The sequence below is a fragment of the Amycolatopsis taiwanensis DSM 45107 genome (assembly GCF_000519205.1).
Taxonomy (GTDB): Bacteria; Actinomycetota; Actinomycetes; order Mycobacteriales; family Pseudonocardiaceae; genus Amycolatopsis_E; species Amycolatopsis_E taiwanensis.
This window is the reverse complement of record NZ_JAFB01000014.1, coordinates 40,506-62,889: the sequence shown is the minus strand read 5'-3', so window position 1 is coordinate 62,889 and position 22,384 is coordinate 40,506. Positions and strand designations below refer to the sequence as shown.

Below are 22,384 nucleotides of genomic sequence, written 5' to 3'. Positions count from 1 at the left end.
GGCCTGCCGTGCGCCGGAAAGAACCTGGTAGGTCACAATGATCGACGTGCTAACCCCCACTCGGCCCTACCTGCGTCCCCAGTATCCGGTCTCCACCGAACGGCTGTTGCTGCGTCCACTGTCCGCCCATGATGTCGAGGCGTTACACGCCTACCGAAGCCGGCCCGAAGTCTGTCGTTACGTACCGTTCGAGCCGATGACCCGCGAGCTCATCAGCGAACGAATTTCGTCCTCGTGGGCTCGCCGCGAACTCACCGAGGAGGGGCAGGCACTGACGCTCGGTGTCGTGATAGCCGAAACCGATGAATTGATCGGCGACGTAGTGCTGTTCTGGCACAGCCGCGAGCACGCAAGCGGGGAACTCGGCTATGTCTTCAATCCCGACTTCGGTGGCCGCGGTTTTGCCACCGAGGCGGCGAGCGCGGTCCTTCGCCTCGGCTTCGAGGAACTCGGCCTGCACCGCATCGTTGCGCGGCTCGACGAGCGCAACGAGGCGTCGGCGCAACTGGCGCGTCGACTGGGGATGCGGCAGGAAGCTCGCTTGGTGCAGAACGAACTCTTCAAAGGACAGTGGTCCACCGAACTCGACTTCGCGATGCTTGCCGACGAATGGTCCGCACGTCGCACGGCGTGAAGCTCTAGGACTCCAACGTTTGCTGTATCCGCTTGATCCGTTCCTCGTTCCATTCGACCTGTGGATCGGGAACGAGGAACGACAGGACGGCAGCGGTGATCCCGAGAGCGGGCTGCGACCATTCGGCCGCGCCGGTAGTGCCGAACGCGCTCTGTCTAAGGTGGCGGTCGGCGAGATCTGGCCGGGACAGCGCGGTGAGTACGTATCCGCGCATGGTCGCGCTCAGCTGGGTGGCCAGTTCGCCGAAGGTGGTGTGAAGCTCGGGCCGCAGGTGCAGGCCGAGCAAGGCGGCCAGCCGTTCGTACGATTTCGCGATCTGGTCGTTGAGGTGGCGTTCGGCGGCGTCGAACGCGGTCTGGACCTCGGTGCGCAACTCGCCGTCGGCCAGGCCAAGGAAGGTCGCGTGCAGCGCGATATAGGTGCGCCATCGCGTTGAGGCGTACATGGCCTCGAAGTCGCGCAATGCACCCTGCCGCAGCAGGTCGACGCAAAGATCGTGGCGTCCCTGGGCAGTGGCCAGCTGATCGATCCGTTCGCGGGCCAGTTGCCGCAACGCGTCTTCGCCGGCCTGGCCGTCGGCACCGGTCGCCGCGGGCGCCTGTTTGGCGAGTTCCTTGAGCAGGTCGCTGAAGAACATGTCCTTGTAGGGCCAGCGACGGTAGGCGGCGCTGCGTGCGACACCGGCGTCGCGGATGACGTCCTCGAAGCTGATGTGATCCAGGCTCACGGTCAAGCCGGTGTCCTCGACCATCGCCATTGCGGCGTCCAGCATCCGCTGTGCGGTCTCGGCATCGGTGAGGCGGGGTCGGCGCCGGGCCAGCCCTGCGGGTGGTTGCTTGTTCGTCATCCTGCCTCTACTCTCGCCTGAAGTTTGGGACATAATATCTCAAGTTCCAAAAATGCTCCAAGTGGAGGGATCCGATGAACATGCAGCGTCCACCCAGAACAGTCCGCAATGCCGTCACCACGCTGTACTTCGCCGCAGCCCTGGCCGTGATCTCCGCGGCCGTGATCGTGATCGCCCAGGCCGCAGGCGGCGGCCTCGCCCAGCACCTCCACCAGATCTATCCGCAGCGCGACACCGACCAGATCGGGATGGCGGAATCCAGCATCCTCACCTACCTGTTCACCCTCGCCGTAGCCGGCACGGTCCTGTTCCTGTGGATGGCACGGGCAAGCCAACGGGGCAAGCGCTGGGTGCGCGGCGTGGGTGCCGCGGTCATCGTGCTCGGCAGCCTCATGGCCGCGTACAACTTCAGCCAGCCACACCCACTTGTCATGACGCTGGCCGGCGTGCTGCCGTGCCTGAGCGGATTGACGGCCGTTGCGCTGCTGTGGAATCGGAAGTCTTCGTCCTACTTCAAAAACCACCACGCGGCGACGTCCGCCTGAACCACACTCACCGCTGAGTGATACCTGGCGCTGCCTGGCCGCCGATACCCGGCCAGGGCCGAGTTTCCCCGGCCCGGGCCGGGATCGCGTGGGCACCCCGGCACCGGCTGTTACAGCGTAGGTGGCCCGGCGTGCTAACCTACTCGCCAGTAGGTTCACCTCCGACGGGAGTGGGTTACGTGTCAGCACCACGGAAACGAGATGCGATGGGGCTGGGGCTCGCCGCGCTCACCCGGCTCGCCGGCAGCAGGACCCTTGACCGGGTGGGACTGCGCGAGCCGGTGCGGAATCTCCTTGCCGCGGCAACGAAGAACGGCTTCCGCGTGGCGGGCGCCGCGAACCGGACGTTCGCCTCGGCACGACGGCTCGGCGCACCCGCACGCCCCGCCCGGCCCGGGGAGCGGGAACTGTTCGACCTCACGCCCACCGAAGAACAGCGGATGATCGTGGAAACGGTCGGCGAGTTCGCGGCCGAGCAACTGCGGCCCGCGGCGGCCGAAGCCGACGCGAAGCTGAACCCGCCGGACGGGCTGCTCGCCCGGGCGGCCGAACTGGGCGTAACGCTGATCGGCATTCCGGAGGAACTCGGCGGCGCCGGAACAGAACGGTCGGTGGTCACCTCGGCGTTGATCGCCGAAGCCCTCGCGCACGGCGATCTCGGGCTCGCGTTGGCCGTGCTGGCGCCCTCCGCGGTGAGCACCGCGCTCGTCCTGTGGGGCGACACGCAGCAGCAGGCGGACTACCTGCCCGCCTTCGTCGGCGAGAACGTGCCCGCCGCCGCGTTCGCGTTGCAGGAGAGTAAGCCGCTGTTCGACCCGTTCCAGCCGACGACCCGCGCGCGCCGCACACCGTCCGGGTACCGGCTCGACGGCGTGAAGTCGTTGGTGCCACGCGCCGCGCAGGCCGAGTTGTTCGTTGTCTCCGCCGCGCTGGAGGGGCCGGGCGGTTTCCGGCCCGCGCTGTTCCTGGTCGAGTCTTCGGCGTCGGGCTTGACCGTCGAGGCGGAGCCGGCGATGGGACTTCGAGGCGCGGCCACCGGAAAGCTGCACCTGGACAACGTCTCGCTGCCTGCGGGCGCGCTACTCGGTGGTGGTTCGCCAGAGACTTTCACCGAGGCGGTGCGTCTTTCACGGCTCGGCTGGGCCGCGCTGGCGTGCGGCGCGGGGAAGGCCGTTCTCGATTACGTGGTGCCTTACGTCAACGAACGCAAAGCTTTCGGCGAGCCGATCAGTCACCGGCAGGCGGTCGCGTTCTCGGTCGCCGACATCGCCATCGAACTCGAGGGTATGCGGCTGGTCATGTTGCGGGCGGCCGCGCGAGCCGAGCAGGGCCGGACCTACGCGCGCGAGGCCGCACTGGCCCGGAAACTCGCCGCTGACAAGGGAATGCGAATCGGCAACGCCGGGGTGCAGTTACTCGGCGGGCACGGCTTCGTCAAGGAACACCCCGTCGAACGCTGGTACCGCGACCTGCGCGCCATCGGCGTGCTCGAAGGCATCGTCCTGCTGTAGGAGCCGACAGACATGTTCAATCTGGAACCCCCGAAGAAGGCCGCGGCGCTGATCAACCAGGCGTACCAGGCGGCGTCGCAGGTGCTGCGCCCGATCTCGCGGAAATACGACCGCGCCGAGCACGCCTACCCCACCGAGCTGGAAATGTTCGCGGCCGTGCTGGACGGCCTGAACTCCTCCGGCGAGGGCGGCGCGGGCGCGAGCGGCCTGCGCGGCGACCATGGGAAGTCCACAACGGACGGTGAGAACCGCAACGGCGGCAACCTGCGCACGGTGCTCGGCACCATCGAAATGTGCTGGGGCGACGTCGGATTGCTGCTGTCCATGCCCCGCCAGGGCCTTGGCAACGCCGCGATCGCCTCGGTCGCCGACGACGAGCAGCTCAAGCGGTTCGCCAAGCTGTGGGCGGCAATGGCGATCACCGAGCCGGACTGTGGTTCGGATTCCGCGTCGATCACCACCACCGCGACCCCCGACGGGGACTCCTACGTCCTCAACGGCGAAAAGATCTTCGTGACCTCCGGCCAGCGTGCCGACGCCGTGGTCGTGTGGGCCACCCTCGACCGGAGCAAGGGCCGCGCCGCCATCAAGTCGTTCGTGGTGGAAAAGGGCACCCCCGGCTTCGAAGTCGTGCGCCTGGAACACAAACTCGGCATCCGCGCCTCCGACACCGCGGTACTACGGTTCGAAAACTGCCGCGTGCCACGGGAAAACCTCCTGGGCTCGCCGGAGATCGACACGAGAACGAGTTTCGCCGGGGTCATGAAGACCTTCGACAACACCCGCCCGCTGGTGGCCGCGATGGCCGTCGGCCTGGCGCGGGCGGCGCTGGAGGAAACCTCACGCATCCTCGCCGAGGCCGGCATCACCGTCGACTACGACCGGCCCGCGCACCACCAGCACGCCGCCGCGGCCGCGTACCTGGAGCTGGAAGCCGACTACGAGGCGTCGTACCTGCTGACTCTGGAATCGGCCTGGATGGCCGACAACCGTAAGCCGAATTCCTTGCCGGCGTCGATGGCCAAGGCGAAGGCCGGACGTTCCGTCGTGGACATTACGCTGCGCTGCGTGGAACTGGTCGGCACGCTCGGCTATACCGAGGAATCGCTGCTGGAGAAATGGGCCCGGGACGCGAAGATCCTGGACATTTTCGAAGGCACCCAACAGATCCAGCAACTCATCGTCGCCCGCCGCGTGCTCGGCAAAACGTCCTCGGAACTCAAGTAACCCACGGAAACACCCCTGCCCTGGGCGCCTACCGCGCGAGTCCCACACTCCCGACGCGCGAGTCCCACACTCCCGTCACGCGAGTCCCACACTCCCGACGCGCGAGTCCCACCTTCCGGTAGACCGGAACGTGGAACTCACAGGACAGGAACGTGGCACTCGCGCGACGCGAACGTGGGACACGCACGACGCGAAGGTGGGACTCGCGCGGCGGGTGGCGTCGGCAGATCGTCTTCGACGGCCTCTCCGGCGAGCACAGGTACTCGCCGATGAAGTTCTACAACCAGTCCAAGTTCGCCAACGCCGTCTTCGGCTGGGAACTGCACCGGCGGCTGAGTTCGGCCGGTAGCCCGGTGCGCAGCGTGCTCGCCCACCCCGGCTACGCCTCCACCAACCTCCAGACGGGCACGCCAGTTGCCATGACCAAGGTGATCTAGGGCCGAATCCTCTCCCCACTCGCTCAGGCTCCGGACCAGGGCGCGCTGCCCCAGCTGTACTCGGCGACCGTCCCGGATGTGGAGAGCGGGCAGTTCATCGGGCCGGACGGCATGGCCGGACTGCTCGGCGCGCCGAAGCCGGTGTGGTTGGCTCCGGCGGCCACCGACGCCGAGACCGGCCGCCGGCTGTGGGAACTCTCGGAACGGCTGACCGGCGCCAGGTCCAACCGACAAGAAAAATTTTCTTGACAAGAAGAGTTGTCGGATGCCACGATATGAGCACGTTGGACATGGCGATGATCGAAAGCCCGGCAACGGCCAAGACTTCCGGCGGACATGTCCTCGACGACTACCCGGTCAAGGAAAGAAGAGAGGAACCCTACGATGCGCAAGCTGATCGTCACCGAGTTCATGTCCCTCGACGGCATCATCGACTCTCCCGGTGGCGGCGACCACCCTCACGCCGGCTGGACGTTCAAGGACATCGAGTTCAACGAGGCCGCCTACGAGATCAAGGGCCGGGAGCAGGAGGAGGCCGGGGCGATGCTGATCGGCCGGGTCAGCTACGACGAGTTCGCCCCCGTGTGGCCGACAATGGAGATCTTCGCGAAGTACAACGCAATGCCGAAGTACGTCGTGTCGACCACTCTTACCGACCCGACCTGGGCCAACACGACGGTCCTCCGCTCGCTCGACGAGGTGGCCAAGCTGAAGGAGGGCGAGGGTGGTCCGCTCCTCGTTCACGGCAGCGCCACCCTCGCGCAGAACCTGGCGGCCGCCGGCCTGGTCGACCGCTACCACCTGCTGATCTTCCCCGTCCTCCTCGGCAGCGGCAAACGACTGTTCGCCGACTCCGGTACGGACAAGACCAACCTCAAACTGGTCGAGCACGGAACCTTCGACAACGGCATCCGGATGGCGATTTACGACGTCGCGCACTGACCTCGCGTGGCGCGGCCCATTCTTCGTACGGGCCGCGCCGTCGATGGTCTCGCCTGCTCAGGCCTTGGGCTCGGAAACGATCGCTAGCTCGCCGTCAGCGCGTTGGCCAGTTCGTCCAGGTCGTTGAACTGCCAGTCGAAGGCATCAGCACGCCTCGGCGGATCCCCGGCCGGCCGCCGGACATAGGCGGTCCGCATTCCACTCGCCTGAGCTCCGCGGAGATCCCAGGCGTGCGCGGCGACCATGAGCAGGCGTTCTGGCGGACATCCGGCGGTTTCGATGGCGAGTTGGTAAACCTCGGGCGCCGGCTTGTAAGCCCGGACGACTTCGGCGGACAAGGCTTGGTGCCAGCGCAGTCCGGCATGTGCGCTGAGCCGCAGCAGAGCGGTGCGGCCGGCATTGGAGAGCGCCAGCACCGGAAACCGGCGCGCGAGCCGTTCGAGACCGGCGACAGAATCGCCCCACGGCGGCAAGCGCTGGCCCGCGGTAGCCAGCCGGGCGATGGTCGCCGGATCGGCGAGTCCGGCGTGGTCGGCCACCCGCCTCGCAGCCTCTTCGTCGATGGCCTCGCTGTTGACATACGCGCGGTCGTCTTGCGCGATGCGTTGCTGCTCAAGCTCGACATGCTCCTGCCACACGGTGAGCAGCTCCTCGACAGACGCGTCATCGGACGCAGGCATCGCTTCCCGAATGCCCGTTCGAAGGCCGCTGGATTCGTCGACGAGCGTTCCGAGGACATCGAAGACCACGACCTCGATGTCGCGATTCTCGGCCATGCGTTCTCCTCTCCGTGGCAATGTCACCGGTTCAACAGGTGACGATCTTGCCGATCTTCTCGTCACCGGTCAAGATGGTGACGTGAGTTTCGCCTTCGTGAGTGGCAACCCTGCCCTCGATCTGGCCGGCACCGTGGGGTCTCGTCGAGACGAGTCCGTCGACCTGTTGACCGAGCCGGCGGACCTCGAGCGGTGGGTGTCCGAATGCGACGAACTCCCCGACCGTGTCACCGCCGACTTCGCAATGTTCGAGTTCGCGTTGTCCCTGCGAGAAGCGATCTACCGGCTTGCCCTCGATCGCGTGCTCGATCGGCCCTTCGATCCGGGCAGCCTCGAGATCATCAACGACACGGCCGCCGGCCCAGTACCCACGATCACGCTCAGCGACGCAGGACTGCATATGTCGGGAGACCTCGCCGCCGTACTTTCGCAGATAGCCAGACGCGGTATCGCCGTGTTCGCCGATCCACACGCCTGTCTCAAGGAGTGCGGTCGCACCGGCTGCACTCGCATCTATCTCGACCGCTCGCGTGGCGCCCGGCGCTCCTGGTGTGGCATGGAAGAGTGTGGCAATCGCGTCAAGGCCGCGGCTTATCGCGCGCGCAAACGCGCCTCGACCACCGCCGAGGGATTTTGATCATTGATCCGGGAGCGCAGGCACCACGAACCCGGAACACAGCGTCCTGAACCGGGAACACGGCGGGCCTGAACCGGGAACACGGCGGGCCTGAACCGGGAACACGGCGGGCCTGAACCGGGAACACGGCGGGCCTGAACCGGGGACACAGCGTCCTGAACCGGGAACACAGCCTCCTGGGCCGGGGACACAGCGTCCTGGGCCGGGGACACGGCGTCCTGGGCCGGGGACACGGCGGCCGGGGGTTTCGGGCAGCGTCGCCGCCGGAGTTGACCGACACTGAATTGACCAACACAGGAACGGAACAGCGTCGAAGCGATGTAGGAGCGACCATGCTCGAATCGATGCGTCCTGTCCGGCACGCCCTTGCCGTGGCCGTGGGCATCCTGATGCTCGCGGCGAGTGCGTGCGCCACGTCTCCAACGGCCACCACACCACAACGCGCTCCCGTACTCACCACGGCGAGCGCCTCGTCGGCGGCCGGCGTCGTGGCCACGATCACCACGTGCGAGGGCACCGCCGTGTCCACCCCGTCGCGATACATACTCGCCTGTGCGGACGGCGGCCTCATCCTCGACGGGCTGCGCTGGTCGGCCTGGGGCGCACCGACCGCGAACGCGACCGGCTCCCTGTGGGAGAACAACTGCACCCCGGACTGTGCGATGGGACACTACATCCGCTACCCGGCTTCGACGACCGTTTCGGCGCTCGCGAACGGCCGGTACACCCGGCTGCGTGTCGACGCACCGCAGGCGCCGGGTGGCCCCTTCGACTACACGATCGGTCCGCACGGGCCCCAGTGAAACCACCGAGTGTCAACCGCGGTGACCGACCGTCCACATCGACCATCCGACCGGGAATAGGTTGACCCGCTTCCGATGCGGGTATCGCTCGAAGACGACACCTTGCTCAAAGGTGACACCTTGAGTACGGAGTGGACCGATGGGCGACCACAGCGACGGCATGGCCGACATGGCGAAGGCCCAACTCAACCGTGTCGATGCGTTTCAGCAACGACATCGCGCCTTGGCGGTGGCCGTGGCGGTGGCGCGCAAGTTCGTCCGTGACCAGTCCACCCAACTCGCCAGCATGATCGCGTTCTGGGCGTTCTTCTCCGTTTTCCCGCTGCTGCTGGCGTTCGTCACGCTGCTCGGATTCTTGGTGCCCGAGTCGATCCGGGCCCAGGTGCTGACCAACGTTTCCGCGAGCCTGCCGTTGATCGACACCTCCGCGGTGCACGGCCTCACCGGCTCCTGGTTCGCGTTGATCTTCAGTCTGCTCACCTCCTTGTGGAGCGGCTTGACGGTGGTGAGGGTGGTCCAGTCGGCGTTCAACTCGGTATGGGGACTCTCGGCCGCCGAACGCCCGAAGTTCACCAAACAACTCGGCCGCAGCCTGGGCGTGCTGGTCACCATCGGGTTCGGCCTCGTGCTCAGCTCGTTGATCACCAGCTTCGTGTCCGGTTCCGCCGGCCAGCTGGGCATCGGCTTTATCGGGCCCCTGATCGGCTACCTCATCGCGATCGCCCTGGACATCGGGCTGTTCGTGGCCGCGTTCCGCATTCTCACCGACCGACAGGTGACCACCCGCGACGTGCTGCCCGGCGCGTTGCTCTCGGGCGTGCTGTTCTGGGTCCTCCAGTCGTTGTCATCACTGATCATCGGCCGTTATCTGGCCAACGCGCAAAGCACCTACGGCCATTTCGCCACGGTGCTCACCCTGCTGTGGTGGTTCTACCTGCAGAGCATTCTGACCCTGGTGGGAGCGCAGCTGAACGTGGTGCTGAAGGAGCACATGCATCCCATAGCGCTCGTCACGCCAAGGGCCGAGGCCGACCAGCGCGACTACCAGGAAGAGCCCGAGCGCGCTCAGGAACCGTCGAGGAAGTCGTCCACGTAGCGCCAGGTGGTGCTACGCGCGCGACGGCCGGTGAGGACGCCGAGGTGACCACCCGGCGCGGACTCGAACCGCACCGACGGCGCGTTCTCCAACAACTCGACCAGTCGCTCCACGGCCGGCAGCGGCGCGATGTTGTCCGACTCACCGGCGATGATCAGCGTCGGGACCTTCACGTTGGACAGCGAGATGACCCGCCCGCCCAGGTCCACCGAGCCCTCGGCGAGGTCGTTCGTGCGGAAGAAGCGGTGGTAGAGCTGGCCGAACGTGCGGCCGGGGTAGGCGGCCATCTGGTCCATGAAGTGGTCGACGGCCTCGATCTGAGACAGGAAATCCCGGTCGTCGAGGTTCCGCAGGATCGCCAGCGGCTTGGTGATTTCCTTGTGGATCCCGGTCGCCCGGAACACCTGCTCCACCAGGTAGGCGGGCGCGCTGCCGAAGAAGCGGTAGATCGGCGTGAGCAGGTAGCCGCCGGTCGCCTCGATCAGCGGGCGGATCGGCGCGACCAGCGGGATGGCGGTGAAGTCGACCGGGGAAGCGATGGTGACGATCGACTCGACCGGCAGGTCCGGCTGGTCGGCGGTGGTGAGCAGGGAGAACAACCCGCCGAGGCACCACGCGACCAGCCGCACGGGCTGCCCGCCGCTGTCCTCGCTCACCTTGCGGATGGCGTAGGGCAGCACGTGGTCGATCCAGTGCTCGACGCCGAGGCGGCGGTCGGAGAACGCCACGGAGCCGTAGTCCACCAGGTAGGTCGGCCGCCCGCCGGTCACGAGGTGCTCGGTGAGGCTGCAGCCGCGGCGCAGGTCGAAACACAGCGCGGGCGCGGCGAGCGGCGGCACCAGCAGCACGGGCGGGCCGGACGGCCGGGACGGCCCAGACGCCGGCGACATCCGGTAGACCGACCGGTTGGGCCCCTGGTCGATGAGTGCGCGCGGCATCGGGCGCAGGTCGGCGAGGCCACCCTGCAGCTTCCCCACCACGTTCGACGCGGCGGCGGCGAGGCTGGCCGGGGACAACGTGAGGCTCACGGGTGCTCCTCGATCAAGTCGGACTGAGAGCCGCGGCTCGGCACTGGGCTACTCACGCCCCTGGACCTTCGCCTCGTAGTCCGCCCGGGCCGACGACTCGGCCCGGGCGAAGACCCGGTCGGCGCCGACGAACCGCAGGAACCACTCGGATACCGCGCGCGGCACCAGCCGGCCCGTGCGAGTGGTCAAGTCGAGCGACCGCGGCACATACACGTCGAACCGCGGCCGTTTCAGCGCCTCGACGATGGCCTTCGCGACGTCTTCCGCCCGCAATTGGGGGAACAGCCTGGTTTCGGGCAGCCCACCGGCCAGCTCGGTGCGCACGACGACCGGCATCACGCACGAGATGTCGACGCCCGAACCACGCAGTTCCTGGCGCACGGCTTCGGAAAGCCCGACGACCGCGTGTTTGGTGGCGCAGTAGGTCACCGCGCCGGGAAAGCCGACCTTCCCCGCCATCGACGCGACGTTCACGATGTGCCCGGACGCGCGCGGCCGCATGCGCTTGATCGCCTCGCGTGTGCCGTGCATGACCGCGTGCACGTTGATCTCCAGCTGCCGCGCTGTGGCCGCGTCTTCCTCGTCCTCGAACCGGGAAAGCAGCATCACCCCGGCGTTGTTGATCAGCGCGTCGATCGGGCCCAGCCGCCGCTCGACCTCGTCGAGGAACGCGGTGAACCTGGGGCGGTCGGTGACGTCCAGCGGAAGCGCGAGCAGACCAAGCTCTTCGGCCAACCGCTCGGCCTGCGCCTGGTCGAGGTCGCCGATCGCGACCTTCGCCCCCGCGCGCGCCAGCGCAGCCGCGGTGGTGGCACCGATTCCGCGCGCTCCACCGGTGATCACGACGACCTTGTCAATCAGCGACCTCGCCATGCCGGTCATCCTGCCCTGATCGGCATCCGAACGCCACCAGCGTCACCGGCGTTGTTCGGACCGCAGGGCCCCTGGTGCGCACACCTTTTCAGACCGAGACCAGGCCGGATTCGTAGGCGAAGATGGTGAGCTGGACCCGGTTGGTGACGTCGACCTTGGCGAAAGTCCGCGTGATATGGGTTTTCACGGTGGCCTCGCTCAGGAAGAGTTCGGCGGCGATGTCGGCGTTGGCCTTGCCCTGAGCGACCGCCGTGACGATCTCTCGCTCACGGTCGCTGAGCATGCCCAGCTTCGTCAGCGCCGCGCGGCGCCTCGGGCTGATCCGCGCGGCGACGAAATGACCGATGAGCTTCTTGGTGGCACGCGGGGAAAGCATCGCCTCACCGCCGGCCACCACACGCACGGCGGCGATGATCTCCTGCGGCGAGCTTTCCTTGAGCAGGAACCCGCTGGCGCCCGCGGCGAGCGCGTCGAACACGTACTCGTCGAGGTCGAAAGTGGTCAGTATGAGGACCCTGGGCGGGCGCGGGAGCGCCATTACCGCGGAAGTCGCGGCCAGGCCGTCCATCCGGTGCATCCGGATGTCCATGATCACGACATCCGGGGCGTGTGAAATGACCTTCGGCACGGCTTCGTCGCCGTCGCCCGCCTGACCGACGACGGTGATGTCCGGTGCGCTGTTCAGGATCATGGACAGCCCGGTGCGCACGAGTGGGTCGTCATCGACAAGCAGCACTCGCAGGTGATCCACGCGCACATGCTATTGCCGGGGCCACGGCAACCAGACACGAAGGGTGAAAACGCCTCCGTCGGTCGGTCCGGCACTGACCGAGCCGCCGAGCAACGCGACCCGTTCGCCGATCCCGGTCAGACCGGTGCCGGAGCCGGGAGAAGGCTCGGCCGGAGCCCCGGCCGGCAGCGGGTTGACCACCTCGATCGCCAGGCCGGATTCCTTTCCGCCGCGCACGGACACCGCGGCCGGGCTGCCGGGGGCATGCCGGAACACATTGGTCAGTGCCTCCTGGACGATCCGGTAGGCCGCCGTCCCGAGTTGCGGCGGCGCGGCATCGGCCCCCTCGAGCAACATGGTGAGGTCGACGACGAGGCCGGCCTTGCGGGAATCGGCGACCAGGTTCGGCAGGTCGTTCAGGGCCGGCTGCCGGGCCGCTCCGTTCCGGGGACCTTCGGTGCCCTCGCCTCCACCACGGAGCACGCCGATCACCTGGCGAAGGTCTTCGAGAGACTGGCGTGCCGCGGTGCGAACCGTCCGCGCCGCCTCGACGCGCGAAGGCTCCTCGCCCGAGCTGACTTCCAGCGCGCCCGCGTGCAACGAGAGCAGGGAGAGTCGATGGCCGAGCACGTCGTGCATCTCACGGGCGATGCGGGACCTCTCCTCCTGCCGCGTCATCTCCGCGCGTAGTTCCCGTTCGTGGGCCTGTTGCCGGCGGAGATCTCCTCTGACCCCACGTATGATCCCCACCAGCAGCGGGATCGCGGTGACTATGGCCGCCACGACGAACGCGCCGACCACCTGTCCCGCAGCGGTTTCCGCGGTCACGAAGGTTCCCGCGATCGACTCGCTGCCGTGCAGATCACGCCACGCGGTGAGCGTGGACGCCGCGTAGACGGCGGCGGCGCCGATCCACAGCACGTGGTCCCGACGATTGGCGGCAAGCGCGGCCAACGAGATGAGCGCGGCCAGCGCGTCCGAGACGAAGACGAGCGAGGGTACGACCGCGATAGCGGTGACGAGCGTCGGCCAGCGGTGCCGCCAGCACAACATGACCGCGGCGCCGATCCCGGCGAGCAGGGACAGTATCGACCACCAGTTCGAGTGCACCGTGCGAGTCGTCGGTTCGTAGCCGTCGGCGCCGAAGAAATACAAGCTGCCGAGCACGCTCGCCGAGACGGCGAAGACCGTGTTGACGATACCGAGTACTCGCCGTGCCATGCGCAGAGCGTACGGGTCCGGCCCCACCGTCGGGCATCAGTCGATCGTTTCCATGATCACCAAGCCGTGACGACTTTCGGATGAACGTGGTCGATCCTCGCGGACGACGTGCCGGGCCGGCACCCGCTGCTTTCATCCATCCCGCAAACCTCAGTGGAACGAAAGGGAACGACCCGTGACCCAGCCTGCTCCCTATCCGCCCGTCCAGCAGGAGGAACCCACGCAGCCGCGCAACGGCTTCGGCACGACCGGATTCATCCTCGGACTCGTCGGACTGGTGCTTTCCCCGATCCCGCTCATCGGGTTCGTCGCCTGGCCGCTGGTGATCCTCGGCCTGATCTTCGCCGCGCTCGGGCTCAGCCGAGTCAGCAAAGGAGCGGCCACCAACAAGGGCCTCTCGATCGCCGGCATCGTGACGTCGATCGTCGGTCTGATCGTCTGCATCGTGTGGGTCACCGTGATCAACAAGGCGGTCAACGACGTTCGCGAGGAGGCCAACCAGCCCACCACCGTCGTCTACGAGGTGACCGGAGACGCCACGGACGTCTCGATCGACTACACGACGTTCGGCGAAACCACCACCAGCGACAGCGAAACGACCGCGACCTTGCCCTGGACCAAGGAGGTCCAGACGAAAGGCTTGCTGACCGGCGGTTCGCTGATCGTCACGACAGGCGACAAGGGCGGCTCGGCGACTTGCAAGGTGACCGTGAACGGCACTGTGGCCAAGACCTCGACCGCGCGCGGGCCGTTCGCGATCGCCGACTGCACCGGTTTCTAGCGAAGCTGTGTCGCCCGTTCGGCGTGCCAGGGAAACCGGGCACGCCGAACGGGCGACATGGTCAGGCGAAGAAGTCGCGCAGTGCTTGTGCCACGGTTTCCGGCTTCCCGCGTTCGGCGGTGTTGCCGGTGGCGCTGTGGTCGAGACCGGGGAACTCGACGCGCTTCGCCCGCGACAGTGTCCTTTGTAGAGCGTCCAACGCGGTTTTCAGGTAGGCCGGGCTTTTGCTTCCGCCGAGCAGCAGCACGTCGCTTTCCAGGTCCCGGAAGCCGGACACCGATTCGGCCATCTCGCGGACCAGGTGGAAGTCGTAGTGCAGGGTGGGTGCCAGTTGCCGCATGGTTACGGTGTCCCGATCGGACTTCTTGTCCTGACTGGACATCAGCGCGTTGGTCATCAGTGCGAGCAGCGGGCGTGGCACCGCGTTGAGGAACCTCGGCCCGAGTTGCGCGCCCTTCATTCCGGTGATCAGCGCGGCGGCGGTCCGGCCCTCGGCGATCTCCCGGTCGTACCGGGACAGGAAGTCGGTCGTGATCGAGCCGTTGACGATCAACGGTGGTTCGAAGATCGCCGCCCGCTCGATCGTCGGCAGCGTCAGCGCCGACCGCAGCGTGATCAGTGCGCCCGAGCTTACCCCGAACACCTGGCGCGCACCGGTTTTCGCCAGCAGCGCGGCGATGTCCTCGACCTCCCGCTGGGCACCGTAGTTCGCGCCGAAGGGACCGCTGCTTCCCCGACCGCGTCGATCGGGCAGGTACACGGTGAACGTGTCGGCGAGTGCGCAGGCGAGGTCAAGATGACTCGTGGACGATTCCATCGCGCCGTGCACGATCACCACGCCAGGGCCGTGGCCGAGCCGCCGGAAGCCGATCGTGGTGCCGTCCGCGGACGTGACCGAGCCGGTCTCTATATCGGTCTTGATGTGGATCATGTCAACCCCCAGGGCTGGACGGTGGGTTATCTGCCGAACCGGTCCTTACTCGTCGACGAGTATACGTAGACGAGTATTCATTTCGCAACAGGTCACGGACGCAGAGACCCGCCACGGGCGGCGGTTCGGCAGATGACGCTTCTCCAGCGTCACAGGCGTTGTTCGAACACCTGGACCTTGGTGTCGTTGACCGGAACCTCCACGGTCGGCGTGAAGCCCTGGCCGCGGTAGTACTCGACGAGCGCCCCGTCCCCGTCCGACCAGCAGTCCACCCGGAGCAGGCCGATGCCACGCCGACGCGTTTCCTCGCGCGCGAAGGCGAGGAGCGCGGAACCGACGCCCCGGCCGGCGTGTGCGCGCGAGGTCAGCAACAGTCCGATGTAGACCTCGGGCTCGTCGACCGCCGGGGCGTAGGAGAGCCGGTCACCCAGCACGAGCGCACCCACCGGCTCGCCGTCGAGTTCGGCGATGAAGAGCCCACCACCGGTGGCCATGCCCCGGACTCGATCTTCCCGCTGAGGGTTGCCACTCCACGGCTCGGTACCCCACTGCCGCGCGCTGCCGCGGGCGACGAGCCATTCGACGGCGTCATCGAAGAAGGCCATCAGGGTCGGGAAATCCCGGCCGTCGCCGGGCCTGATCTCGATCATGGCGCGGTGAGGACGAGAGGGCCGTCCTCGGTCACCGCCACCGTGTGTTCGACGTGCGCCGCCCGGCTTCCGTCCACGGTCAGGACCGTCCAGCCGTCGTCGCCGTAACGGTAGTCATCGCCGCCGCCCCGGGTGAACATCGGCTCGATCGCGAACACCATGCCCGGCCGCAGCCCGAGCCCCCGGCCTGGGCGGCCCTCGTTGGGCACGTGCGGCGCCTCGTGCATCGCGCGGCCGACGCCGTGGCCACCGTGGTCGGCGGTCAGTCCGTATCCGGCCGCCCGCCCGATGACGCCGATCGCGTGCGCGACGTCACCCAGCCGGTTTCCCGGTCGCACCTGGGCGATCCCGGCGGCGAGCCCGCGCTCCGCGGTCGCGATCAGGTCGAGGTCGGCCTGATCGGCGGTGCCGACCACGAAGCTGGTCGCGGCGTCACCGTGCCAGCCGTCGACGGCCGCGCCGAAGTCGATGCTCAGCAGGTCGCCGTCGCACAGCCGGTACCCGTTCGGGACGCCGTGCACGATCGCGTCGTTCACGCTGGTGCACAGCACCCCGGGGTACGGGTTGGGTGCCCAGTTCGGGTGGTAGTGCAGGAACGACGACTTCGCGCCGCACTCGTCGAGGATGCTTGCGGCCAGTTCGTCCAGTTCCAGCAGGCTCGTGCCGACCCGCGCGCGCTCGCGCACGGCGGCCAGCACCCGCGCGACGATCCGGCCGGCCTCACGCATCACGGCCAACTCGTCTTCGCTCTTCAACTCGATCACAATCTCACTCCCGGCATATCAATGTGACGGTACAGGGCGACGCCTGTACCGTCATAGTTATACCGGTATTTCTATCTCGCTCCGGCTCCCACGCCGAGGGAACGGGCGATCAGCATGCGCTGGATCTCGCTGGTGCCCTCGCCGATCTCGAGGATCTTGGCGTCCCGGTAGAACCGCCCCACCGGGAACTCGTTCATGAAGCCGTAGCCGCCGAAGATCTGGGTCGCGTCACGGGCGTTGTCCATGGCCGCGTTCGACGAGACCAGCTTCGCGATCGCCGCCTCCTTCTTGAACGGCTCACCACGCAACATCTTCGACGCCGCCGCGTAGTAGGCCAGGCGAGCGGTGTGCGCACGCGTCTCCATGTCCGCGATCTTGAACTGGATCGCCTGGTACTCGCCGATCCGGTGCCCGAACGCCTCCCGCTCGCCCGCGTACCGCACGCACTCGTCCACGCATCCCTGTGCCAGCCCGACGCCGATGGCCGCGATCGCGATCCGGCCCTCGTCCAAAGTAGACAGGAACTGGGCGTAGCCCCGGCCCCGCTCGCCGAGCAGGTTCTCCGCCGGCACGCGGCAGTCGGCGAAGGACAGCTCGTGGGTGTCGGAGGCGTTCCAACCGACCTTCGAATACCGGGGTGCGACGGTGAGGCCGGGTGTGCCGGACGGCAGGATGATCGTGGAGATCTCCTTGCCGCCGTCGGGCCTCGTCCCGGTGACCGCGGTGACCGTGATCAGCCGGGTCAGCTTCGTGCCCGAGTTGGTGATGAACGACTTGCTGCCGTTGACCACCCAGTGCCCGTCGTCCAGCCGCGCGGTGGTCCGGGTGGCGCCGGCATCCGAGCCGCCACCCGGCTCGGTCAGCCCGAACGCGGCCAGCGCCTCCCCCGAGCACAACGCGGGCAGCCAGTGTTCCTGCTGCTCGCGCGTGCCGAACCGGAAGATCGGCATAGCGCCCAGCGACACCCCGGCCTCCAGGGTGACCGCGACCGACGAGTCGACCCGCGCCAGCTCCTCCAGCGCCAGGCACAGCGCGAAGTAGTCCCCGCCCATGCCGCCGAACTCCTCCGGGAACGGCAGGCCGAACAGACCCATCGCGCCCATCCCGGCCACCAGGTCGTACGGGAACTCCTCGCGCTCGTAGTAGCCGCCGATCACCGGCGCGACCTCGGAGCGCGCGAAGTCCTGGACGGTCTTTCTCAGCGCCTCGTACTCTTCACCGAGCCGGTAGTCGATCATGGGTTTCTCCTGTTCGTCGGCGACGTGAACGCGGTCGCATGTGGCGCGCCGCTAGTCATGCCCCAGTTCGGCCCCCGCCCGTGGTGTCACCACGGCGAGGGTTTCGTCCAGCGCGACCTGCTGGCCCGCCTGGACACGTAGCTCGCTGACCACTCCGTCCACCGGCGAAACGAGGGTGTGTTCCATCTTCATCGCCTCGACCACGACCAGCGGGGCGCCGGCCGCCACCGCCTCCCCGGGCGCCACCTTGACCACGAGCACGGTGCCCGGCATCGGGCTGACCACCGGCCCCGCGTCCGTGGTTTCCCCATGCGAGGCGAGCAGGTTCGGCCGTTCGCCGACGGCCACGCATTGTCCGTCCCTGGCCAGCCACAGCCGTCCGTCCGACGCCCGCAGGTACCGTCGGAACTCCCCGGCGTAGTGCAGCTCCAGCCGGTCCCCCACCCGGCGCCCGGACACCTGCACCGGGGTAGAACCGTCAACTGTGACCACTGCCGACTCCGGCAGGCCCTCGATGTGGACGAGAGCCTCGGTTTCCCCCGCGCGCAGCCGGAAAACGACGCCGCCGGGCCCGAGCATGCGCCACCCGCTGGGCACATCCCACGGATCGACGACGCCGCCCCCGGCCGGGGTGAGCTCGATCAACCGGTCGACCGCGGCCGCCACGAAGAATTCCTCGGCGATGCCGGATCCGGTTTCGCCGGAGGGCCTCCGCTCGACCAGTCCGGTATCGAGCTCTCCCGCCTGGACATCGGGGTCGGCCAGGAGTCCTCGCAGGAAAGCGACGTTCGTGGTCACGCCGAGCACGGCGGTGTCGGCGAGCGCCCGGTCGAGGCGGTGCAGTGCCGCCGCCCGGTCCGGTCCCCAGGCGATCACCTTGGCCAGCATCGGGTCGTAGTCGGAGGTGACCACCGTGCCCGGACTCAGCCAGGAATCGACCCGCACGCCGCGAGGCTCGCCCAGGGCGAGCACGGTGCCACCGGTGGGGACGAACCCGCGCGCGGGATCCTCGGCGTAGACCCGCGCCTCCACCGCGTGGCCGTTGAGCCGGATGTCTTGCTGCGTCAGGGAAAGCGGCTCTCCCGCGGCGATGCGCACCTGCCATTCGACCAGGTCGAGTCCGGTCACCAGCTCGGTGACCGGGTGCTCGACCTGCAGGCGGGTGTTCATCTCCATGAAGAAGAATTCCCCGGGCGCCCGCGCCGAGACGATGAACTCGACGGTGCCCGCGCCGGTGTATCCGACGGACCGGGCCGCCTCCACCGCGGCGGCCCCCATCAGTTCGCGGGTCCGCTCGTCCAGGAGCGCCGACGGCGCCTCCTCGATGATCTTCTGATGCCGCCGCTGCAGGCTGCACTCGCGCTCGCCGAGGTGGATGACGTTGCCGTGGTGGTCGGCGAGCACCTGGATCTCGATGTGCCGGGGCGTGGTGACGAACCGTTCGACCAGGAGCCGATCGTCGCCGAAGGCGGACTTCGCCTCCCGGCGCGCGGACTCGATCGCCGCAGCCAGTTCGCCGGGGCCGTTGACCAGCCGCATCCCCTTGCCCCCGCCGCCCGCGGAAGGCTTGAGCAGCAACGGATAGCCGACCTCGTCGGCGGCGGAGGGGTCGTCGCTGCCCGGCACCACCGGCACCCCCGCAGCGGAAACCGTTGCCTTGGCGCGGATCTTGTCGCCCATCGCGTCGATCGCCGCGGCGGGCGGCCCGATGAACTTCAGGCCCGCTTCCGCGCAGGATTCGGCGAACCGCGCGTTCTCCGCGAGGAAGCCGTACCCGGGATGCACGGCCTGCGCACCCGAATCCACGGCCGCACGCACGATGTCCTCAATGGACAGATAGGTCGAGATGCGGATCGCCGCGTCGGCCTCCAGGACGTGCCGCGTTCCGGCGTCGGAATCGGTGAACACCGCGATCGTCCGGATGCCCATGCGCCGCAGGGTCTCCATGACCCGGACGGCGATCTCGCCCCGGTTGGCGATCAGAACCGTGTCGAACATAAGTCCCCTCACATGCGGAATACGCCATAGCCAACGGGTTCCAGTGGCGCGTTCGCCACGACCGAGAGCGCGAGCCCGAGCACCGTGCGGGTTTCCGCGGGGTCGATCACGCCGTCGTCCCACAAGCGGGCCGTCGAGTAGTAGGGGTTGCCCTGCTCCTCATACTGGCGCCGGATGCGGTCCTTGAACGTCTCCTCGTCTTCCCCGTCGTCCCGGCGGACCGCCGACAGCACCGAGGCGGCCTGCTCGCCACCCATCACCGAAATGCGCGCGTTCGGCCACATCCACAAGAACCTGGGCGAATAGGCCCGTCCGCACATCGAATAGTTGCCCGCACCGAAAGAACCACCGACGATCACGGTCAGCTTCGGCACCCGCGCACAGGCCACCGCGGTCACCATCTTCGCGCCGTGCTTGGCGATCCCGCCGGCCTCGTAGGCCTTGCCCACCATGAACCCGCTGATGTTCTGCAGGAACACCAACGGAATCGAGCGCTTGTCACACAACTCGATGAAATGCGCGCCCTTCATCGCCGACTCGGAGAACAGCACACCGTTGTTCGCCACGATCCCGACCGGATGGCCGTGGATGCGGGCGAACCCGGTAACCAGCGTGGTGCCGTACTCCTTCTTGAACTCGGCGAACCGGCTGCCGTCCACGATCCGGGCGATCACCTCGCGCACGTCGTACGGTGTGCGCGAATCCGTGGGCACGACTCCGTAGAGCTGCGCGGGGTCCACCGCCGGCTCCTCGGTCGGCACCACGTCCCACGGCCGCGGTGGTCGCGGACCCAAAGTGTCCACAATAGATCGGACGATGCGTAGCGCGTGCGCGTCGTCGGTAGCCAGATGGTCGGTGACGCCGGACGAACGGGCGTGCACGTCCCCACCGCCCAGTTCCTCGGCGGTGACGACCTCGCCGGTCGCCGCCTTCACCAGCGGTGGCCCGCCGAGGAAGATCGTGCCCTGGTTGCGCACGATCACGGCCTCGTCGCTCATCGCCGGGACATACGCGCCGCCCGCGGTGCACGAGCCGAGCACGGCGGCGATCTGCGGTATCCCGCGAGCGGACATGGTCGCCTGGTTGTAGAAGATGCGCCCGAAATGCTCCCGGTCCGGGAACACCTCGTCCTGCCGGGGCAGGAAGGCGCCGCCGGAATCGACCAGGTAGACACACGGCAGGTTGTTGTGGAGCGCGACTTCCTGCGCGCGCAGGTGTTTCTTGACGGTCATCGGGTAGTAGGTGCCGCCCTTGACCGTCGCGTCGTTGGCCACGACCACGCATTCGCGGCCGGAGACCCGGCCGATGCCGGTGATGATGCCCGCCGCCGGCGCCTCGTCGCCGTAGAGCCCGTTCGCGGCGAGCGGGGACAGTTCGAGGAACGGTGAGCCGGGGTCGAGCAGGGCGTCCACCCGGTCGCGCGGCAGGAGCTTGCCGCGTTCCACATGCCGGGCACGCGCCTTCTCCGGGCCACCCGCCCGAGCGACTGTCAGCCGCTTGCGCAGGTCCTCGACAAGCTCGGCATGCGCCGTCGCGTTGCGCACATAGCCGTCGCTGCGCGGGTCGGCAGCGGTGGTGAGCGTCGGAGTGTCCATGACCACCAGGTTAGTCGTCGTTAACGTCATCCACGATGTTAACGACGACTAACCTGATGGGCAATATGCCGAACGGGCGCCGCATCGCCCCTGCCGTCACGAACCGCCGCGGCCGGACGGACGGGAAGGCAACCGCGGCCAAGCCGCCTGGCGAGCCGCGGGCCGATCGATTCGGCTCGCCAGGATCATGGCATCGGAGTGTGACCGGACGGGGATCAGATGCCGGTCTTGAAGGTCGGCAGGTAGCCGCTCTTCTGGCCGGTGGCCGTCGGGTGGTAGGACTCGTCGATGGGCCAGGTCAAGCTGTGCAGCCACGAACTGCTGGAGCAGATCTCGTGCCCGGTGAACGCCGGCCGGACGTCGGCAAAGGTGAAGCCCGCGTTGGCCGCCTCCTTCGAAATCACCGTATTGAGGACGTCAGCTCCACCGTTGATGTAGCCACGGGCGGTGTCGGACAGGCCGACGACGCACGAGCCACCGATCTTGTAGAAGTGCGGATACCCGAGCACCACGACGTGTGCGTTCGGTGCCTTGCTCTTGATCGTGCGGTAGACGTTGTCGAGCAGGCCCGGCAGGGTGGTCTGAGCGTAGTTTTCCGCACTGGTCACCGCGGTCTTGCAAGCGCTGTCACCGCCCAGCACGCAGTTTGTCATCACGTTGGAGAAGCCGGCGTCGTTGCCACCGATCGTGATCGACACCAGACTGGTGGACGAGTTGAGCGCACCCACCTGGTTGTTGAGCACGTCGGAGGTCTTGGCTCCGGAGCACGCCTGGAAGCTCAGCGAAGCGCCACTCGACTGCGCGTATTGGTAGGGATAGGCGTTCGCACTTCTTTTGCAGCTACTGGAATCCAGGTAGCTACCCGCACCCACCCCGGACGAGTAGGAGTCGCCCAGTGCCACGTAGTTGGTGGCGGCCTGGGCGACCCCGGCGAATCCTAACGTTGCCACGCAAGCGACGACACTGACGACAAGCGTTCTCAGCACAGCGGATCCCTTCTTTGCCTCACACGCCGGCGGGCTTGAACCGCGCTCAGTACCGCTGGTTGGCTGAGGCGCGGTGCCAGTCGCGTTCGTAAGTGATCAACCCACAGAAGGAATACCAGGTTCGTTCCTGGCGA

At 67.7% G+C, this 22,384-nt stretch carries 24 protein-coding genes; 11 read left to right on the top strand and 13 right to left on the bottom strand.

Features of this window, described 5'->3' with window-relative positions; all coding sequences use genetic code 11:
* Positions 1-46 precede the first annotated feature (46 nt).
* Positions 47-634 carry a GNAT family N-acetyltransferase gene (locus tag A3CU_RS0112455; RefSeq protein ID WP_245617029.1) on the top strand — a complete coding sequence of 196 codons (588 nt, stop codon included), beginning with the start codon at positions 47-49 and terminating at the stop codon, positions 632-634.
* Between the two features lie 4 nt (positions 635-638).
* Here A3CU_RS0112455 and A3CU_RS0112450 read toward each other — a convergent pair whose 3' ends face one another.
* Positions 639-1,481: a TetR/AcrR family transcriptional regulator gene (locus A3CU_RS0112450; RefSeq protein ID WP_043840986.1), complete on the bottom strand. Its 843-nt coding sequence runs from the start codon at positions 1,479-1,481 to the stop codon at positions 639-641.
* Between the two features lie 74 nt (positions 1,482-1,555).
* Here A3CU_RS0112450 and A3CU_RS0112445 point away from each other — a divergent pair, with 74 nt between their 5' ends.
* From A3CU_RS0112445 to A3CU_RS0112420, 6 genes are all read left to right on the top strand, one after another.
* A complete protein-coding gene (locus A3CU_RS0112445) occupies positions 1,556-2,026 on the top strand; it encodes a hypothetical protein (protein WP_027942570.1) in 471 nt (156 codons plus the stop codon).
* Positions 2,027-2,232: 206 nt separating this feature from the next.
* Positions 2,233-3,537, top strand: a complete 1,305-nt coding sequence (locus tag A3CU_RS0112440) for an acyl-CoA dehydrogenase family protein (protein ID WP_027942569.1) — start codon at positions 2,233-2,235, stop codon at positions 3,535-3,537.
* Positions 3,538-3,549: 12 nt separating this feature from the next.
* Positions 3,550-4,764: an acyl-CoA dehydrogenase family protein gene (locus tag A3CU_RS0112435; RefSeq protein ID WP_027942568.1), complete on the top strand. Its 1,215-nt coding sequence runs from the start codon at positions 3,550-3,552 to the stop codon at positions 4,762-4,764.
* Positions 4,765-4,916: 152 nt separating this feature from the next.
* Positions 4,917-5,201, top strand: a complete 285-nt coding sequence (locus A3CU_RS53915) for an SDR family NAD(P)-dependent oxidoreductase (protein ID WP_027942567.1) — start codon at positions 4,917-4,919, stop codon at positions 5,199-5,201.
* Positions 5,202-5,279: 78 nt separating this feature from the next.
* Positions 5,280-5,450, top strand: coding sequence for a hypothetical protein (locus tag A3CU_RS53910; protein ID WP_211246406.1), 171 nt, complete (start codon positions 5,280-5,282; stop codon positions 5,448-5,450).
* Positions 5,451-5,585: 135 nt separating this feature from the next.
* Positions 5,586-6,143, top strand: coding sequence for a dihydrofolate reductase family protein (locus A3CU_RS0112420; RefSeq protein WP_027942566.1), 558 nt, complete (start codon positions 5,586-5,588; stop codon positions 6,141-6,143).
* Positions 6,144-6,226: 83 nt separating this feature from the next.
* On the opposite strand, the gene A3CU_RS0112415 is transcribed toward A3CU_RS0112420, so the two are convergent.
* Positions 6,227-6,919, bottom strand: a complete 693-nt coding sequence (locus A3CU_RS0112415) for a haloacid dehalogenase type II (protein ID WP_027942565.1) — start codon at positions 6,917-6,919, stop codon at positions 6,227-6,229.
* Positions 6,920-7,001: 82 nt separating this feature from the next.
* Between A3CU_RS0112415 and A3CU_RS0112410 the strand changes: the two genes are divergently transcribed.
* The 3 genes from A3CU_RS0112410 to A3CU_RS0112400 all read left to right on the top strand — a co-directional run bounded on the left by A3CU_RS0112410 (position 7,002) and on the right by A3CU_RS0112400 (position 9,455).
* Positions 7,002-7,556, top strand: coding sequence for a CGNR zinc finger domain-containing protein (locus A3CU_RS0112410; RefSeq protein WP_027942564.1), 555 nt, complete (start codon positions 7,002-7,004; stop codon positions 7,554-7,556).
* A gap of 332 nt (positions 7,557-7,888) precedes the next feature.
* Positions 7,889-8,359: a hypothetical protein gene (locus A3CU_RS49735; RefSeq protein WP_052371667.1), complete on the top strand. Its 471-nt coding sequence runs from the start codon at positions 7,889-7,891 to the stop codon at positions 8,357-8,359.
* A 139-nt stretch (positions 8,360-8,498) separates the two neighbouring features.
* Entirely contained in the window at positions 8,499-9,455 is a 957-nt protein-coding gene (locus A3CU_RS0112400) for a YihY/virulence factor BrkB family protein (RefSeq protein WP_027942563.1), read from the top strand.
* Here the strand turns inward: A3CU_RS0112400 and A3CU_RS0112395 are convergent.
* The 4 genes from A3CU_RS0112395 to A3CU_RS0112380 all read right to left on the bottom strand — a co-directional run bounded on the left by A3CU_RS0112395 (position 9,425) and on the right by A3CU_RS0112380 (position 13,307).
* Entirely contained in the window at positions 9,425-10,483 is a 1,059-nt protein-coding gene (locus A3CU_RS0112395) for an alpha/beta fold hydrolase (protein WP_027942562.1), read from the bottom strand. The genes A3CU_RS0112400 and A3CU_RS0112395 overlap by 31 nt on opposite strands.
* Before the next feature lie 48 nt (positions 10,484-10,531).
* Positions 10,532-11,365, bottom strand: coding sequence for an SDR family oxidoreductase (locus A3CU_RS0112390; RefSeq protein WP_027942561.1), 834 nt, complete (start codon positions 11,363-11,365; stop codon positions 10,532-10,534).
* 79 nt (positions 11,366-11,444) lie between these two features.
* Positions 11,445-12,092, bottom strand: a complete 648-nt coding sequence (locus A3CU_RS0112385) for a response regulator transcription factor (RefSeq protein ID WP_027942560.1) — start codon at positions 12,090-12,092, stop codon at positions 11,445-11,447.
* Positions 12,093-12,116: 24 nt separating this feature from the next.
* Positions 12,117-13,307: a sensor histidine kinase gene (locus A3CU_RS0112380; RefSeq protein ID WP_027942559.1), complete on the bottom strand. Its 1,191-nt coding sequence runs from the start codon at positions 13,305-13,307 to the stop codon at positions 12,117-12,119.
* A 175-nt stretch (positions 13,308-13,482) separates the two neighbouring features.
* Between A3CU_RS0112380 and A3CU_RS0112375 the strand changes: the two genes are divergently transcribed.
* Positions 13,483-14,088 carry a DUF4190 domain-containing protein gene (locus A3CU_RS0112375; RefSeq protein WP_027942558.1) on the top strand — a complete coding sequence of 202 codons (606 nt, stop codon included), beginning with the start codon at positions 13,483-13,485 and terminating at the stop codon, positions 14,086-14,088.
* Positions 14,089-14,149: 61 nt separating this feature from the next.
* Here A3CU_RS0112375 and A3CU_RS0112370 read toward each other — a convergent pair whose 3' ends face one another.
* The 7 genes from A3CU_RS0112370 to A3CU_RS0112340 all read right to left on the bottom strand — a co-directional run bounded on the left by A3CU_RS0112370 (position 14,150) and on the right by A3CU_RS0112340 (position 22,250).
* The gene (locus A3CU_RS0112370; RefSeq protein ID WP_027942557.1) at positions 14,150-15,019 is read right to left on the bottom strand and encodes an alpha/beta fold hydrolase; all 870 of its coding nucleotides are present in this window, start codon (positions 15,017-15,019) and stop codon (positions 14,150-14,152) included.
* A 149-nt stretch (positions 15,020-15,168) separates the two neighbouring features.
* Positions 15,169-15,669, bottom strand: a complete 501-nt coding sequence (locus A3CU_RS0112365) for a GNAT family N-acetyltransferase (RefSeq protein WP_043840985.1) — start codon at positions 15,667-15,669, stop codon at positions 15,169-15,171.
* The gene (gene map, locus A3CU_RS0112360) at positions 15,666-16,433 is read right to left on the bottom strand and encodes a type I methionyl aminopeptidase (RefSeq protein WP_027942555.1); all 768 of its coding nucleotides are present in this window, start codon (positions 16,431-16,433) and stop codon (positions 15,666-15,668) included. The genes A3CU_RS0112365 and map overlap by 4 nt, the downstream gene beginning before the upstream one ends.
* A gap of 71 nt (positions 16,434-16,504) precedes the next feature.
* The gene (locus A3CU_RS0112355) at positions 16,505-17,671 is read right to left on the bottom strand and encodes an acyl-CoA dehydrogenase family protein (RefSeq protein WP_027942554.1); all 1,167 of its coding nucleotides are present in this window, start codon (positions 17,669-17,671) and stop codon (positions 16,505-16,507) included.
* Between the two features lie 51 nt (positions 17,672-17,722).
* Positions 17,723-19,669: an ATP-binding protein gene (locus A3CU_RS0112350; protein ID WP_027942553.1), complete on the bottom strand. Its 1,947-nt coding sequence runs from the start codon at positions 19,667-19,669 to the stop codon at positions 17,723-17,725.
* A gap of 8 nt (positions 19,670-19,677) precedes the next feature.
* Entirely contained in the window at positions 19,678-21,264 is a 1,587-nt protein-coding gene (locus A3CU_RS0112345) for a carboxyl transferase domain-containing protein (RefSeq protein ID WP_027942552.1), read from the bottom strand.
* 215 nt (positions 21,265-21,479) lie between these two features.
* Positions 21,480-22,250, bottom strand: coding sequence for an SGNH/GDSL hydrolase family protein (locus tag A3CU_RS0112340; RefSeq protein ID WP_027942551.1), 771 nt, complete (start codon positions 22,248-22,250; stop codon positions 21,480-21,482).
* Positions 22,251-22,384: the final 134 nt, after the last annotated feature.

Coding starts and splice junctions, on each gene's coding strand:
- A3CU_RS0112450 (WP_043840986.1), bottom strand. CDS start 1,481: ATGACGAACAAGCAACCACCCGCAGGGCTGGCCCGGCGCCGACCCCGC.
- A3CU_RS0112445 (WP_027942570.1), top strand. CDS start 1,556: ATGAACATGCAGCGTCCACCCAGAACAGTCCGCAATGCCGTCACCACG.
- A3CU_RS0112440 (WP_027942569.1), top strand. CDS start 2,233: ATGGGGCTGGGGCTCGCCGCGCTCACCCGGCTCGCCGGCAGCAGGACC.
- A3CU_RS0112435 (WP_027942568.1), top strand. CDS start 3,550: ATGTTCAATCTGGAACCCCCGAAGAAGGCCGCGGCGCTGATCAACCAG.
- A3CU_RS0112420 (WP_027942566.1), top strand. CDS start 5,586: ATGCGCAAGCTGATCGTCACCGAGTTCATGTCCCTCGACGGCATCATC.
- A3CU_RS0112415 (WP_027942565.1), bottom strand. CDS start 6,919: ATGGCCGAGAATCGCGACATCGAGGTCGTGGTCTTCGATGTCCTCGGA.
- A3CU_RS49735 (WP_052371667.1), top strand. CDS start 7,889: ATGCTCGAATCGATGCGTCCTGTCCGGCACGCCCTTGCCGTGGCCGTG.
- A3CU_RS0112400 (WP_027942563.1), top strand. CDS start 8,499: ATGGGCGACCACAGCGACGGCATGGCCGACATGGCGAAGGCCCAACTC.
- A3CU_RS0112390 (WP_027942561.1), bottom strand. CDS start 11,365: ATGACCGGCATGGCGAGGTCGCTGATTGACAAGGTCGTCGTGATCACC.
- A3CU_RS0112380 (WP_027942559.1), bottom strand. CDS start 13,307: ATGGCACGGCGAGTACTCGGTATCGTCAACACGGTCTTCGCCGTCTCG.
- A3CU_RS0112370 (WP_027942557.1), bottom strand. CDS start 15,019: ATGATCCACATCAAGACCGATATAGAGACCGGCTCGGTCACGTCCGCG.
- A3CU_RS0112365 (WP_043840985.1), bottom strand. CDS start 15,669: ATGATCGAGATCAGGCCCGGCGACGGCCGGGATTTCCCGACCCTGATG.
- A3CU_RS0112355 (WP_027942554.1), bottom strand. CDS start 17,671: ATGATCGACTACCGGCTCGGTGAAGAGTACGAGGCGCTGAGAAAGACC.
- A3CU_RS0112350 (WP_027942553.1), bottom strand. CDS start 19,669: ATGTTCGACACGGTTCTGATCGCCAACCGGGGCGAGATCGCCGTCCGG.
- A3CU_RS0112345 (WP_027942552.1), bottom strand. CDS start 21,264: ATGGACACTCCGACGCTCACCACCGCTGCCGACCCGCGCAGCGACGGC.